Here is a 13,726-nt window from a genome sequence, read left to right as displayed (position 1 = left end):
GGCGCCTCACGCGGCCGGCCTGAAGAACGCGCGGAGGGTTAATCCCGTACTCCCGCCCCGGGAGCCGGAGTTCACCCCTCCCTCGGGTACGGCACCACGCTCACCCGCGGGATGAAGACGGCACGCGCGGCACCCGCCACGTCCGGCGCCTTCGCCGGCGCGACGACCTCCGCCGTACCGCCCCGGGCGGCGGCGCACCGCAACTCGGCGCGGCCGGTCCCGTCCCCGTCCACCTTCCAGCCCCCGCTCCCTGCCCCTCCCCCATCCCCCCGCTCCTTCCCCGCCTCTCCCCGTTCCCGCCCGCCGTGACCGCACGGTCGCGGCGGCACGGTCGCCCGGCCCCGGCCGGCTATCCCCACTCCCCCGGGCCGCCCCCGCGCCACTGGACGCGGTCGGTGCGTACGACGTCCCTCTCCTCCCAGCCCCGCAGCCCGGCCTCCCGCAGCAGCGCCACCACGTCCCGCAGGCTGAACGCCCGGCCGAGCAGGGTGCCGGCCACGCGCACCCTGCGGCCGCCGTCCTCATCGGGCGGGTACACCACCACACGCGGCTGTCCGGCCATGGCTCCAGGATCATCCCCCCGCTCCGGCCCCGCATCCGCGGGCATCGCCCCGGTCGCGCCGGACAGCGCCGACGAGACGGGACGAAAGGACGCGAAGGACGCGAACGCCCCTCCGGCACCGTGGAGGTGCGGGCCAAAGGGGCGTTCGGCGCGGGCGGTCGGCCGTGGTGTCAGCCGTGGTAGGTGATGTACCCGTTGCCGTCGCGGTCGTCGCGGGAGGCGGTGTAGGAGTGGACGTCGGCGCGGGAGCCGGAGGACTTGTAGAGGTAGACGGTGTCCTTGTCGTTGTTCCACATGAAGTTGCAGTTCTGGCGGTAGACGACGTTGTTTGCGTCGGAGTCGGTGCCGTGGCCGCCGCGCAGCTTCACGTAGTCGCCGGGCTGCAGGTAGTGGTTGGACGGGAAGACGAAGCGGTTCCCGGCGGCGTCCTTGACGACGTAGCCCTTGAGGTTGACCGTCGTGGAGCGCGAGTAGTTCTTGATCGTCAGGTATTCGTCCCTGGTGTTGCCGCCGGAGCAGCGGTTGGAGTCCCGGCCGGGCGCGTCGTACTGGATGCCCTTGATCTTCAGGGCCGAGGAGTACTCGGTGGCCTGGGCGGGCGCGGCGGTGACGGCGGCCAGGGCGCCGGCTATCGCGGACGCGGCCAGGACGTGACGTATACGCATGAGGTTCCCCCCTCAATGGTGCGGATGAAGCTGATGGAGCATACCGGAACGGTGAGCACGGGGTGACGACGGTGTGAGATTCCGGTGAAGACCACGCACCCGGTGCGGTCGGCCGGCGGGTGGGCGGGGGCAGAGTGGCCGGTGGCACCTCCGGTGGTGCGTCACCACGGCGTCCGACCGGCGGAGTAGGATCCTTGCCCCTGTGAAGAATCAGTAGAGGGCCACCGGGCCCATGGGTGACAGGGGGCACAGAGCATGGCGTTCGGCGGCGCGGACCGCACGCGCGTGGAACGTCCCGCTCCCGGCCTGCCGGCCCAGCCGGGGACGGCACCCGCCGCGGCGCGGGAGCGGACCGGGGCGCTGCCGGGTTTCGAGCGCCATTCGGTCCTGCTGGTCGAGGACGATCCCGGTGACGCCCTGCTGGTCGAGGAGTTGTTCGCGGACAGCGCCATCGAGGCGGACCTGGTGTGGGTGCGGTCGCTGGCGGAGGCCGTGCGCTCGCTCGCCGAGGCGGCCCCGGACTGCGTCCTGCTCGACCTGCACCTGCCCGACGGGCAGGGCTTGGAGGCGCTGTCGGCGGTGCTGGAGAGCGCCGGCCGCACCGCGGTGGTGGTGCTCACCGGTCTGGCCGAGGAGCGCACGGGTCTGGCCGCGGTGGCCGCCGGCGCCCAGGACTACCTCGTCAAGGGGCGCGTGGAACCGGAGTTGCTGAGCCGGGCGGTGCGCTACGCGGTGCAGCGCAAGCAGGCCGAGCTGGCGGCGGCCGCCCTGCAGGCCAGTCAGCTGCGGGCGCAGGAGAACGCGCGGCTGGAGCGCGGACTGCTGCCCTCTCCCCTGCTGCGCTCGGCCGGCGCGGTGGAGGTCGTGGCCCGCTACCGGCCCGGCCGCGCCCAGGCGCTGCTGGGCGGGGACTTCTACGACGTCGTCGAGGGCGAGGACGGCACGGTCCACGTCGTCATCGGCGATGTCTCCGGGCACGGCCCCGACGAGGCCGCCCTGGGCGTGGGGCTGCGCATCGCCTGGCGCACGCTGATGATCAGCGGGGTCACCGGGGTGGCGGCCGCGCGCCGGCTGGAGCAGGTGCTGGTGGCCGAGCGCACCGCGCCGGAGCTGTTCGCGACGCTGACCACCCTCGAACTGCCGCCGGACCGGCGGCGGATGCGCGTCCTGCGGGCCGGCCACCCGGGGCTGCTGCTGCGCTCGGGCGGCGCGGTGGACTGGGTGGAGGTGCCCGGCGGGCCGGCGCTGGGCATCGTGCCCGGACGGGCGCGCTGGCGGCAGGAGGAGGTGGCCCTGCCGGCCGGCGCGGGCGTGGTGCTGTTCACCGACGGCCTGTTCGAGGGGCACACCGGGGCCGGGCCCGAACGGCTGGGCGAAGCGGGCCTGCTGGAGCTGGCGCGCCGGTACGCGGACGTCCCGGCCGATCCGTTCGTCGACACGCTCATCGGGAAGGCGGAGGAACTGGCGGCGGACCGGGGCGGACTCGCCGACGACGTGGCCGTCATCCACCTGCGGTGGCGGCGGCCGGGCGGCGCGGACGGCATGGACAGCGCGGGCGGCGCCGGCGGCACGGAGCACGAGGACGACGCGGAAGGACATGGCGGTGGACACGGCGGCTGAGGACAGGACGGCCTCCCGGGCCGGCGCACGGCTGACCGTCCAGGGGTGGCTGACGGCGGTGCTGGCCGTCATGGTGGTCCTGGTGATCACCGGGACCGTGGCGGGCGGCCTGCTGCTGCACCGCACCGCCGCGGTCTCCGACGAGCTGCTGTACGGCATCTCCCCGGCGCGCGTGGAGGCGTACCGGCTGCAGACGGCGCTGGTCAACCAGGAGACCGGGCTGCGCGGCTACCTGGCCACCGGTGACGCGCAGTTCCTGCGCCCCTACACCGAGGGCCGCAGTGGCGAACGGCACGCGGCGGCCCGTATCCGCTCTCTGACCGCGGGCCGCGCGCAGCAGGCGGCGGACGTGGCGGCGATCGAGCGGGCGGCGGACCGGTGGCGGCGCACCTACGCCGAGCCGTCGATCAAGCGGGTGACCCCGGGCCGGCCGGGGACGGTCGACCGCGCCGCCGCCGAACGCGGCAAGGCGCAGTTCGACCACCTGCGGTCCCTGTTCGCCGCGCAGAACCGGCACCTGGCGGACGTGCGCGGCCGCAGCAGCGCGGAGCTGGGCCGCATCCGCACGGTGCGCAACTGGGTGCTCGGCGCCATCGTCGCGGTCTTCCTGCTGACCTGCCTGGCCGTGGCCGTCCTGCTGCGGCGGCTGGTCACCCGCCCCCTGCAGCGGCTGAGCGCGGCCTCCCGCACGGTGGCCGGCGGGGAGTTCGGCCACCGCATCCCCGCCGACGGCCCGGCGGACGTACGGGCGCTGGCGAAGGACGTGGAGGCGATGCGGCAGACCGTCGTCACCGCCCTGGAGACGGCCCGGGCCCGGCGCGACGCGCTGGCCCGCCAGGCCGCGGAACTGGACGCGCAGGCGGTCGAGCTGCGCCGCTCCAACGCGGAGCTGGAGCAGTTCGCCTACGTCGCCTCGCACGACCTGCAGGAACCGCTGCGCAAGGTGGCCTCCTTCTGCCAGTTGCTGGAGAAGCGCTACGGCGACCGGCTCGACGAACGCGGCACGCAGTACATCGCGTTCGCCGTGGACGGCGCCAAGCGCATGCAGATCCTCATCAACGACCTGCTCACCTTCTCGCGCGTCGGGCGCCTCAACGACGCCCGGGTGCCCGTGCCGCTCGACACCGCGCTGGACAAGGCCCTCGCCAACCTCGCCACGGCGATCGAGGAGTCGCACGCCCGCGTCGAGCGGCCGGAGCGGCTGCCCGAGATCACCGGCGACCCGACCCTGCTGGTCATGCTGTGGCAGAACCTGGTGGGCAATGCCGTCAAGTTCCGCCACCCGGACCGTCCGCCGGTCGTCCGCATCACCTGCGAGCCCGACCCCGACGGCGGCGACGACGCTCCGGCGTGGCGGCTGTGCGTCAGCGACAACGGCATCGGCATCCCCGAGGAGTTCGCCGAGAAGGTCTTCGTCATCTTCCAGCGGCTGCACGGCCGCGACGCCTACTCCGGCACCGGGATCGGCCTGGCGCTGTGCAAGAAGATCGTCGAGTTCCACGGCGGCCGCATCTGGATCGACACCGCCCACACCGGCGGCACCCGCTTCTGCTTCACCCTGCACTCCTCCCCCGAGGCCGGCGGCCCGGCGCCGCGGGCCGACCGCTCCGCCCTGGAAGGAAGCTCCGCATGACCAGCCGCGTCGAACCCATCGAGGTCCTGCTCGTCGAGGACGACCCCGGCGACGAACTGATGACCCGCGAGGCGTTCGAGGACAACAAGATCGGCAACACGCTGCACGTCGTGCGCGACGGCGAGGAGGCCCTCGACTTCCTCTACCGCCGCGGCGCGTACGGCAACGCCCCGCGCCCCGACCTGATCCTCCTCGACCTCAACCTGCCCAAGTACGACGGCCGGCAGGTCCTGGAGCGCATCAAGTCCGACCCGGACCTGGCCCACATCCCGGTCGTCGTGCTCACCACCTCCTCCGCGGAGGAGGACATCCTGCGCAGCTACAAGCTGCACGCCAACGCCTACGTCACCAAGCCCGTCGACCTCGACCAGTTCATCGCGGCCGTGCGGCAGATCGACGAGTTCTTCGTCACGGTCGTGCGCCTGCCCCGCAACCACTGACGCCGGACGGAGACCCTCGCAGGGCCCGTGCTCCACGGGTCCTGCACGCCCGGGGATCCCTGGCCGTGGCCGCCGGGCGCCACCACCTCGTCCTCGGCCTGCCCGAGGTCCCCTTCCACCGGTCGGCCGGGCAGCCGGCGGGGGCCGGCCGAACAGGCGAGTGGCTGAAAACGGCCACCTCTTGCGGGGATTGACGGCGCACACCGAACTCCCCTTCGCGCACGGGTGGTTGACAAATCCGGCCAGACGAACCCCAACCGCCGCGGTGCGCGTCGCACGTCGCCCCCGCGTCCCCTTACCACGCCCCCGTGGGCCGATGGCGACTTCACGACGAAATGCGGAACCGGGCCCGGGAGACGGCCGATTGAGCTTTTCGGCCGGACGGCATGGCTAGCATGAACCGCACGTCCGGTCTTGTCGATCATCCCTGCCGCGGTGACGCCGGTCCGGCGCGCGGCCGGCCTGCGCCGGTCCGCCCTGCATCCCTGACCGCAGCACCCGAGGGACCGTGGAATGCCAGTGCCTGCTCGCCCCGGTCAGCACCGGACAGCGAAGGCGTCACGCCCCGCGCCGGGCGTGCCCCTGACCGTATTGGTGGTGACCGCCGCCGGCGCCGGCGCCGTGGCGGCGAAGGCGCCCGCCGAGGCCCGCCCGTGGGTCGCGGCGGTGGCGTCGGTGGCGTGGCTGTGCGTGGCCGTCGCCGTGGTCACCGGGTTCCTGGCGGTACGCCGGGCACGCCGGGCCGGCACCCGGCGTGACGACGAACTCGCCACGATCAAGGAACAGTTGAAGCAGTACAGCGCGGAGTCCGCGCACCTGGTGAACGTCACGCTGCCCGCCGTCGTCCAGCGGCTGCGGGACGGCGCGAGCGCCGAGGAGGCCCTGGCCGGCACGGCCCCCCTGGCCGACGCCCAACTGCGTCGGCTGGTCGGGCTGTTCGCCACCACCGTGGCGGACGCGGTGCGGCAGGGCAAGCTCGCCGAGGCCGAACAGCGCCGTCTGAAAGGCGAGTTGGAGCAGGGCGGCCGAGAGCTGGAGAAGCTGACCCGGCGGACGCTGCCCGCCGCCGTGGACCGGCTGCGGGAGGGCGGCTCGGCGGATACCGTGCTCGCCCGGCTGGAGTGGCCGCGCATCGAGCTGCTGCGCGTGCCGACGGAGCTGTTCGTGCGGGAACTCGCCCTCAGCGAGCGGCGCGCGGCCGCCGCGCAGGCCGCCTCCGCCAAGGCGCTCAGCCGCGTGCAGGCCAAGGCCGTCAGCATGCTCGCCGACCTGCGGGAGATGCAGGAGCGCCACGGCGAGGAGGTCTTCGGGGACCTGCTGAAGCTGGACCACAGCACCTCCCAGCTCGGCCTGATGACCGACCGGCTGGCGCTGCTGATGGGCGGCCGCTCCAGCCGCGCGTGGAACAAGCCGATCGTGATGGAGAGCATCCTGCGGGGCGCGGTCGGCCGGATCGCCGCCTACCAGCGGGTGCGGATGCACTGCTCGTCCCGCGCGGCGATCTCCGGGTACGCCGCGGAGGGCGTGATGCACCTCCTGGCCGAGCTGATGGACAACGCCGCCAACTTCTCGCCGCCCATCGACGAGGTCCACGTGTACGTGGAGGAGCGCACCGCCGGGATCGTCGTCACCATCGAGGACAGCGGCCTGCGGATGGCGGACGCGGCGCTGCGGTACGCCGAGAAGGCGGTGTCCGGGCAGGTGACCGACCTGGCCTCGCTGCAGGGCACCCGGCTGGGGCTCGCGGTGGTGGGGCGCCTGGCCGCCAAGTACGGCATCAGCGTCAACTTCCGGCCGTCCTCGCGCGGCGGCACCGGCGTCGTCGTCCTGCTGCCCCCGCAGCTGCTCGCGCAGCAGCGCGATCCCGTCCCGCAGGAGCGGCCGCGCCCCGCCGTCGCCGCGCCGGTCCACTCCCGGGCCGGGGACGGCGCCGACGAGGCCGCCGCCCCCGGCCGGGACGCGCCTCCCGCGCAGCCCGCCGCGGAGGTGCCCGGGCCGCGGTCCGCGGGCGCCACCCCGAACGGCCTGCCGGTCCGCGCCCCCGGCCGCGCCATGGCCGAGGCCGAGCGCGAGCGCCTGCGGCGCAGGACGTCCGGCGGCGGCCCCGCCCACAAGGACGGGCCGCCGGCCGCCGCGCGCGACGCCGGTTCCCGCTTCGGCGCCTTCCACCGCGCCCGCCGTGCCGGGGCGTCCGGCCCCGAGACCGGCCCCGAGGCCGGCGCGGAGGGGCCCGAGAAGCCCTCCGGCCCCCCGGCCGCCCCGTAGACCTCGTAGATCCCCCTTCCCGTACGGCGTCCCGGGGTCGCGACGCCGACACCCGCCGCAGTTCCCGAGATTGGAGGTACGGGCCGGTGACCGGGCATCCGGGCACCACCGTCCCATCACCCGCCATGCAGACGACCGACAACAGCCTCACCTGGCTCCTGCACAACCTCCTGGAGCGCACCCCCGGCACACGGCACGCCCTGGTGCTGTCCCGGGACGGACTGAAGCTCTGCTGGACCGAGCACCTGACCCTGGACCAGGCGGACCAGCTGGCCGCGATCTGCTCGGGCATCCAGGCCCTCGCCCAGGGCGCGTCCGTGGAGTTCGGCGACGGGACCGGCGGAGTGCGGCACTCCATGACCGAGTTCCACGGGGGGCTGCTGTTCATCGTGGAGGCCGGGGAGGGTGCCCATCTCGCCGTCGTGGCGCAGGAGGACGCCGATCCGGGAGTGGTGGGCCACCAGATGACCGAGCTGGTCGAGCAGATCGGCGAGCATCTGCGGGCCGAGCCGCGCCGGTCGGTGGCGGGGAGCGCCTCCTCGTGATGCGCCGGCCCGTGGACACCGGTGATCCCGACCGGCTCTACACGGTCACGGGCGGGCGCAGCCGCGCCGACACCACGTTCGACCTGGTGACCCTGGTGGTCAGCGAGTGCGAACCGGCCGCGGGAATGCAGTCGGAGCACGTCGGGATCCTCGAGCTGTGCCGGCATCCGACCGCCGTGGTGGAGATCGCCGCGGAGCTGCGGCTGCCCATCACGGTGGTGCGGATCCTGCTCGGCGACCTGCTCGCCGCCGGGAAGATCACCGCCCGCCATCCGCCCACGGCGCGTTCCGCCGCCTCGCTTCCCGATACCGCCCTTCTCAAGGAGGTGCTCCATGGGCTCCGCAGCCTCTGAGCTCCCCACGCGCCGTGCGCCCCTGGCCGATGTCGCAGAGACCGGCCTGAAGATCGTCATCGTGGGCGGGTTCGGGGTCGGCAAGACGACCCTGGTCCGTTCGGTCAGCGAGATCCGGCCGCTGAACACCGAAGAGGTGATGACGCAGGCCGGTGTGGGCGTCGACGAGACGACCGGGGTGCGGGCGAAGACCACCACGACCGTCGCCTTCGACTTCGGGCGGATCAGCCTCAACGAGCGCACGGTGCTGTACCTGTTCGGGGCGCCGGGCCAGGAGCGCTTCTGGTTCCTGTGGGACCGGCTGTTCTCCGGCACGCTCGGCGCGGTGGTGCTGGTCGACACGCGCCGGATGGACGACTCCTGGTACGCGATAGACCGGCTGGAGCACCACGGGACGCCGTTCGTGGTGGCGGTCAACCGCTTCGACGACGAACCCGTGCGCCACTCGCTGGACGAGATCCGCCAGGCCCTCGCGCTCGGCGCGCACGTGCCGATGGTCGACTGCGACGCGCGGGTGCGGGCCTCGGGCAAGCACGTGCTGATCACCCTCGTGGACCACCTCTACGAACTGGCCCTGGCCCGGGAGGCCACCTCGTGACCGACACCGCGGACTCCGCCGCACCCGCCGCCGGCTGCCCCGTCCCTTCGGGGGCCGTGCGGCTGGCCGGCCTGGAGTACCAGCAGACGCCGTCCCAGCTCTACCGCACCCTGCGCCGGGAGCACGGCGCCGTCGCGCCCGTGCTCCTCGACGGCGACGTGCCCGCCTGGCTGGTCCTCGGCTATCCCGAGGTGTGCTACGTCACCAGCCACGACGAGCTGTTCGCGCGGGACTCGCGCCGCTGGAACCAGTGGGAGCGCATCCCCCCGGACTGGCCGCTGCTGCCGTTCGTCGGCCACCAGCCGTCCGTGCTGTTCACCGAGGGCGAGGAGCACCGGCGGCGGGCCGGGGTGATCACGGAGGCGCTGGAGGGCGTCGACCAGTTCGAGCTGGCCCGCGAGTGCCGGCGGATCGCCGACCGGCTCATCGCCGGCTTCGCGGGCAGCGGGCAGGCCGAACTGATGAGCGCGTACGCGCACGCCCTGCCGATGCGCGCCGCGGTGCAGATGTGCGGGATGCCGGACACCGGGACGGACACCGAGCACCTCGTGGACGATCTGCGGATCTCCCTCGACGCGGCCGAGGGCGACGACCCGGTGGCGGCGTACACGCGGGTGGGCGAGCGCATCCGGCAGCTGGTGCGGGAGAAGCGGGAGCAGCCCGGCCCGGACGTCACCTCGCGCATGCTGCACCACCCGGCCGGCCTGACCGACGAGGAGGTCGTGCAGGATCTGATCTCCGTGATCGCGGCGGCCCAGCAGCCGACGGCCAACTGGATCGGCAACACGCTGCGGCTGCTGCTCACGGACGAGCGGTTCGCCCTCAACGTCTCGGGGGGCCGACTCAGCGTGGGCGAGGCGCTGAACGAGGTGCTGTGGCTGGACACCCCGACGCAGAACTTCATCGGCCGCTGGGCCGTGCGCGACACCCAGCTCGGCGGGCGGCGCATCCGCGCGGGCGACTGCCTGGTGCTGGGCCTGGCCGCGGCCAACACCGACCCGCAGATCTGGCCGGACGCGCACGTGGGCGCCGAGAACTCCGCCCACCTGTCCTTCGGCAACGGCGAGCACCGCTGCCCCTACCCTGCTCCGCTGCTGGCCGACGTCATCGCCCGTACGGCGGTGGAGACGCTGCTGGAGCGGCTGCCGGACCTGGTGCCGGCGGTGGAGCCGGAGGAGCTGTCCTGGCGGCCGTCCCTGTGGATGCGCGGCCTGGTGGAGCTGCCTGTGCTGTTCACGCCGGTCGTGCAGTAGTCACGCCGGTCGTGCAGTTGCGGCCGGGGCGGGCCCGGCGGACGGGGATCGGCGGCGGAAACCGGCCGCTCCCCGTGCGCCGGGCCCCGGTGTTTCCGGGCCGGCCGGTGACGGGCTCAGGCGGCGGACGGGGTGAACCGCACCGGCAGAGAGCGCGGGCCGCGCGTGAACACGCCCTGCTCGGCCGGGTCGAAGCCGTCGGCCGGGCGGAGGCCGGGCAGCGCGTCGAGGAGCTGGTTCACACCGACCTCGACCTCGGCCCTGGCCAGCAGGGCGCCGACGCAGAAGTGCCGGCCCAGGGCGAAGGCGAGGTGGTCGGCGGCGGCGGAGAAGGCCGTGGTGGTGTTCAGGTCGTCGCGGAAGATGTCGAAGCGGTCCGGGTCGCGGTAGCGGCTGCCGTCCCGGTTGGCGGCACCGATCAGGCAGGTGACGGTGGCCCCGGCGGGGATGGTGCCGCCGCTCAGCGTGACCTCCGTCGCCGACTGCCGCATGATCATGTGGACGGGCGGGGTGTAGCGCAGCGTCTCGGCGAACGCGCGGTCGATCAGGCCGCGGTCCCGCCGCACCGCCTCCAGTTGCTCGGGATGGGTGAGCAGGTTGGCGAAGATGCCGCCGATCGCCTTGTCGGTGGTCTCGCCCCCGGCCGCGAGCAGCAGGCTGCAGAAGGACTTGATGTCCTCGTCGCTCATCCGGACGCCGTCCACCTCGGCGGCGCACAGGGTCGACAGCAGGTCGTCGCCGAGGTTCTCCCGGCGCTCCCGGATGATCGGGAACATGTACTCGGCGAACTCGACGCGGGTGCGCTCGCCGGCCGCCGCGACCTCGGGGTCGCCGGCGAGGTTGCCCAGGAAGGCGATGACCGACGTGTACCAGCCGTGGAACCGGTCGTGGTCGGCCTTGTCCAGGCCCAGCATGTCGGCGATGACGTTGACGGGGAAGCGGGTGGCGTAGTCGGCGACCAGGTCGGCGGAGCCGGTGTGCCGGAAGGCGTCGATCAGCTCGCGCGAGTTGCCCTCGATCACCGGCAGGAACTTCTCCTGCAGGTCGCTCCCCCGGAACGCCGGGGCCACCAGCGCCCGCCGCACGGCGTGCTCACGGCCGCTGAGCTGCAGGATCGTCTTGCCGTGCACCGGCTCGATCTGCCAGTCGTAGTTCTCGGTGGTGAACTCGCCGTGCCGGTCCTTGAAGACGTACTCCACGTCCTCGTAACGCGAGACGATGTAGCTCTGCGTGGCCTCGTGCCAGATCAGCGGGGCGTGCTCCCGCATGATCCGGTACGCCGGGTACGGGTCGGTGGCGAACTCGGGCGAGAGGATGTCGGGTATCTGCTGCGCGGTGGACATGGAGCTCCCTGGGCTGGGCGGCGTATCGCGCGCACCAGGCTAGGGACGGCCGATGGCCCTCAACAGCCTTCTCCGCGCCGAGTGTTGACCGTGACGCCGCCCGGTTGGCCGAAAACCGCCCCTGACTGAGGGGCCGTGGGAGCGCCGTCCGGGGCCGTGGCGTCAGACGGGATCCAGCAGTTGCTCCGTCCAGATCGTCTTGCCGCCGGGCGTGTACCGGCTGCCCCAGCGGTGGGCGAGCTGGGCGATGAGGAACAGGCCGCGGCCGCCCTCGTCGGAGAGGCGGGCGCGGCGCAGGTAGGGCTGGGCCTGGCTGGGGTCGGAGACCTCGCAGACGAGGCGCTGGTCCCGGGTCAGGCGCAGGCCGATGGGACCGCCGGCGTAGCGGACGGCGTTGGTGACCAGCTCGCTGACGATGAGTTCGGTGGTGAAGCCGAGCCCGGCCAGGTCCCAGTGGGCCAGTTGGGCGGCGACGAGGGTGCGGGCGTGGGCCACCATGGCGGGGTCGGCGGGCAGCTGCCAGAAGACCGTGCAGTCGGGCGGCACCTGGCCGACGCGGGCCAGCAGCACGGCGATGTCCTCCTCGCGGGGTTCCTGCCGGAGGCAGGACAGCACACGGTCGGCGATCTCGGTCAGGGGCCGCCGGGTGAGGGCGGCGGTGCGGGCCGCGGCGTCCAGCGCCGCCAGGTCGGACTCGGCGTCCTGACCGCCCGGGGTGAGCGGTCCGCTGTGCAGGGCGAGCACGTCGCCGGACCGGAGGTGCAGCTCCACCGGCTCGAACGGCTCGGTGCCGGTGCCCAGGGACGGTCCCGGATGCAGCTTGACCTCCTCCACCTCACCCTGCTCCGCCCGGACCAGGACGGGCGAGGAGTGCCCGGCGCTGGCGACGAGGCACCGGCGGGTGACGGGGTCGTAGACCGCGTACAGACAGGTGGCTCCCCGCAGGGAGCCGGCGACCGACGCGGAGCGGTGCGGTTCGTCCTCGGTGATGCGGGTGACCAGGTCGTCGAGGTGGCCCAGCAGTTCCTCGGGCGGCGGGTCGAGGTCGGCGAGGGTCTGCACGGCGGAGCGCAGCCGGCCCATCGCGCCGGCCGCGTGCATGCCGTGCCCGGCGACCTTGCCCACCACGAGGGCCGCGCGGGTGGCGGACAGCCGGATCACGTCGTACCAGCTGCCGCCGGTTCCGGCCGCGGTGCTCGCCGGCGCGTACGTCCCCGAGGCCTCCGCCGCGGTCATGCGCACCGCCCCGGGCGGCAGCAGGCCGCGCTGGAGGGCTTCGACGGTGCGCCGCTCGCGGGTGTAGCGGCGGGCGTTGTCCAGGCCCAGGGAGAGCCGGGAGCCGAGTTCGTCGGCGAGGGTGGCGTCGGCCCGGTCGAACGGCGCGCGCCCGGAGCACCGCCACAGCGCCACGGCGCCGAGGACGGCCTGTTGCGTCTGCAGCGGAAAGACCAGCAGGGACGTGGCGTCCGGGGGCATCATCAGCCGGAGCCGGGCGGGGTCGCCGGCGAGTTTCCCGCGCAGGGGCTCAAGGTTTGGCAGCACCCCGGCGGTGCCCCGCCGCAGGTGCTCGGACTCGATGTCGCCGAGCCGGACGGTGTCGCCCAGCCCGTACAGCTCCCGGGGCCAGACGCCCGCCCGGGAGGCCACGGCGACGCGCCGCATCGGCGTACCCGGGACGTACTCCCCGGGCTCCCGGCCGTCCAGTACGGCCTCGATGAGGTCGACCGCGCCGAGATCGGCGAAGACCGGTACCAGCAGGTCGACGAGTTCCCTGGCGTTGCGCACCACGTCCAGAGATCCGCCGATGCGCACGGCCGCCCGCTGCAGCAGGTCCAGCCGCTGCCGCACCTGCGGGTCGGGCACCAGCGGCCCGCCGGCCAGGTTGACCCGCATTCCGAAGCCGTCCTCCAGCTCCGAGTCCTCGGTGGCGAGCAGCCGCACCAGGAACCGCGGCCCGCCGTCGCCCGCCAGCGCCGACACGCCGACGTCCATGTTCACGCGCCCGCCGCCGGGCCTGCGCAGCACCGCGTGCCCGCCGCTGCACCGCCCCCGCTCGGCCTCCCGGACCAGTTCGGCCCACGCCGAGGGGTTTTCGAAGACCGACGCCAGGTCCCGTCCGGACAGCCCGTCGGCCGTACCGCCCAGCAGGTCCAGCGCGGCCCCCGTGTACGCCAGCACCCGCCAGGTGGCGTCCACCACCAGCTCGGCGGGCTGTCCCCACTCCACCGGCCCGTCCCGGAACCGGTTGTCGCGGCCGGTCATACGCCTCCCATGACGCCGCTCCCATGACGCCGCCGTCCGTGTGCGTCTTCTCTCTCAGGAGAAGGCCCCAAGGATGCCGCCGCAACTCCACCCGCGGCGGTCCCGCCCCGGCGCCGGGCGGGCCGGGGCCCGGGCGGCGCCGGTGGCGGCGGCCGGCGGATCACCGCCGGCCGTCGCGCCGGGCCGG

The 13,726-nt window shown here is 74.0% G+C and carries 13 protein-coding genes; 8 read left to right on the top strand and 5 right to left on the bottom strand.

The window, feature by feature from the left end:
- Nucleotides 1–71: 71 nt before the first annotated feature.
- The 3 genes from IE225_RS15710 to IE225_RS15700 form a co-directional block, all read right to left on the bottom strand.
- Nucleotides 72–233, bottom strand: coding sequence for a hypothetical protein (locus IE225_RS15710; protein ID WP_190058133.1), 162 nt, complete (start codon nucleotides 231–233; stop codon nucleotides 72–74).
- Nucleotides 234–349: 116 nt separating this feature from the next.
- Entirely contained in the window at nucleotides 350–562 is a 213-nt protein-coding gene (locus IE225_RS15705; RefSeq protein WP_190058132.1) for a hypothetical protein, read from the bottom strand.
- Nucleotides 563–732: 170 nt separating this feature from the next.
- The gene (locus IE225_RS15700; protein WP_190058131.1) at nucleotides 733–1,227 is read right to left on the bottom strand and encodes a lamin tail domain-containing protein; all 495 of its coding nucleotides are present in this window, start codon (nucleotides 1,225–1,227) and stop codon (nucleotides 733–735) included.
- A gap of 285 nt (nucleotides 1,228–1,512) precedes the next feature.
- Between IE225_RS15700 and IE225_RS15695 the strand changes: the two genes are divergently transcribed.
- From IE225_RS15695 to IE225_RS15660, 8 genes are all read left to right on the top strand, one after another.
- Nucleotides 1,513–2,847, top strand: coding sequence for a PP2C family protein-serine/threonine phosphatase (locus IE225_RS15695; RefSeq protein ID WP_373303196.1), 1,335 nt, complete (start codon nucleotides 1,513–1,515; stop codon nucleotides 2,845–2,847).
- A gap of 70 nt (nucleotides 2,848–2,917) precedes the next feature.
- On the top strand, nucleotides 2,918–4,480 hold the full coding sequence (locus IE225_RS15690; protein WP_229879617.1) for a sensor histidine kinase: 1,563 nt from the start codon (nucleotides 2,918–2,920) through the stop codon (nucleotides 4,478–4,480).
- Nucleotides 4,477–4,920, top strand: coding sequence for a response regulator (locus IE225_RS15685; protein WP_190058128.1), 444 nt, complete (start codon nucleotides 4,477–4,479; stop codon nucleotides 4,918–4,920). Before IE225_RS15690 ends, IE225_RS15685 begins: the two co-directional genes overlap by 4 nt.
- Before the next feature lie 513 nt (nucleotides 4,921–5,433).
- Entirely contained in the window at nucleotides 5,434–7,185 is a 1,752-nt protein-coding gene (locus tag IE225_RS15680; RefSeq protein ID WP_190058127.1) for a sensor histidine kinase, read from the top strand.
- Between the two features lie 125 nt (nucleotides 7,186–7,310).
- Nucleotides 7,311–7,730 (top strand): roadblock/LC7 domain-containing protein, encoded by a 420-nt coding sequence (locus IE225_RS15675; protein ID WP_190058126.1) that lies wholly within the window; start codon nucleotides 7,311–7,313, stop codon nucleotides 7,728–7,730.
- Entirely contained in the window at nucleotides 7,727–8,083 is a 357-nt protein-coding gene (locus IE225_RS15670) for a DUF742 domain-containing protein (RefSeq protein ID WP_190058125.1), read from the top strand. The genes IE225_RS15675 and IE225_RS15670 overlap by 4 nt, the downstream gene beginning before the upstream one ends.
- Nucleotides 8,064–8,681 carry a GTP-binding protein gene (locus IE225_RS15665; protein ID WP_190058124.1) on the top strand — a complete coding sequence of 206 codons (618 nt, stop codon included), beginning with the start codon at nucleotides 8,064–8,066 and terminating at the stop codon, nucleotides 8,679–8,681. The genes IE225_RS15670 and IE225_RS15665 overlap by 20 nt, the downstream gene beginning before the upstream one ends.
- Entirely contained in the window at nucleotides 8,678–9,934 is a 1,257-nt protein-coding gene (locus tag IE225_RS15660) for a cytochrome P450 (protein ID WP_190058123.1), read from the top strand. The genes IE225_RS15665 and IE225_RS15660 overlap by 4 nt, the downstream gene beginning before the upstream one ends.
- A 116-nt stretch (nucleotides 9,935–10,050) precedes the next feature.
- Here IE225_RS15660 and IE225_RS15655 read toward each other — a convergent pair whose 3' ends face one another.
- Together IE225_RS15655 and IE225_RS15650 are read right to left on the bottom strand one after the other, a co-directional pair.
- Nucleotides 10,051–11,277, bottom strand: a complete 1,227-nt coding sequence (locus tag IE225_RS15655) for a cytochrome P450 (protein ID WP_190058122.1) — start codon at nucleotides 11,275–11,277, stop codon at nucleotides 10,051–10,053.
- A gap of 162 nt (nucleotides 11,278–11,439) precedes the next feature.
- Nucleotides 11,440–13,539, bottom strand: a complete 2,100-nt coding sequence (locus IE225_RS15650; protein ID WP_190058121.1) for an ATP-binding SpoIIE family protein phosphatase — start codon at nucleotides 13,537–13,539, stop codon at nucleotides 11,440–11,442.
- Between the last annotated feature and the right edge of the window lie 187 nt (nucleotides 13,540–13,726).

The sequence above is a fragment of the Streptomyces echinoruber genome, from assembly GCF_014651135.1.
In the GTDB taxonomy this organism is placed as follows: domain Bacteria; phylum Actinomycetota; class Actinomycetes; order Streptomycetales; family Streptomycetaceae; genus Streptomyces; species Streptomyces echinoruber.
Note: the sequence above shows the minus strand (reverse complement) of the source record. Positions and strands in the feature narration are given on the sequence as shown.

Bases quoted from the DNA above. Each gene is read 5' to 3' on its own strand.
- IE225_RS15650 (WP_190058121.1), bottom strand. From the start codon at position 13,539: ATGACCGGCCGCGACAACCGGTTCCGGGACGGGCCGGTGGAGTGGGGA.
- IE225_RS15655 (WP_190058122.1), bottom strand. From the start codon at position 11,277: ATGTCCACCGCGCAGCAGATACCCGACATCCTCTCGCCCGAGTTCGCC.
- IE225_RS15685 (WP_190058128.1), top strand. From the start codon at position 4,477: ATGACCAGCCGCGTCGAACCCATCGAGGTCCTGCTCGTCGAGGACGAC.
- IE225_RS15705 (WP_190058132.1), bottom strand. From the start codon at position 562: ATGGCCGGACAGCCGCGTGTGGTGGTGTACCCGCCCGATGAGGACGGC.
- IE225_RS15690 (WP_229879617.1), top strand. From the start codon at position 2,918: ATGGTGGTCCTGGTGATCACCGGGACCGTGGCGGGCGGCCTGCTGCTG.
- IE225_RS15700 (WP_190058131.1), bottom strand. From the start codon at position 1,227: ATGCGTATACGTCACGTCCTGGCCGCGTCCGCGATAGCCGGCGCCCTG.
- IE225_RS15675 (WP_190058126.1), top strand. From the start codon at position 7,311: ATGCAGACGACCGACAACAGCCTCACCTGGCTCCTGCACAACCTCCTG.
- IE225_RS15665 (WP_190058124.1), top strand. From the start codon at position 8,064: ATGGGCTCCGCAGCCTCTGAGCTCCCCACGCGCCGTGCGCCCCTGGCC.
- IE225_RS15680 (WP_190058127.1), top strand. From the start codon at position 5,434: ATGCCAGTGCCTGCTCGCCCCGGTCAGCACCGGACAGCGAAGGCGTCA.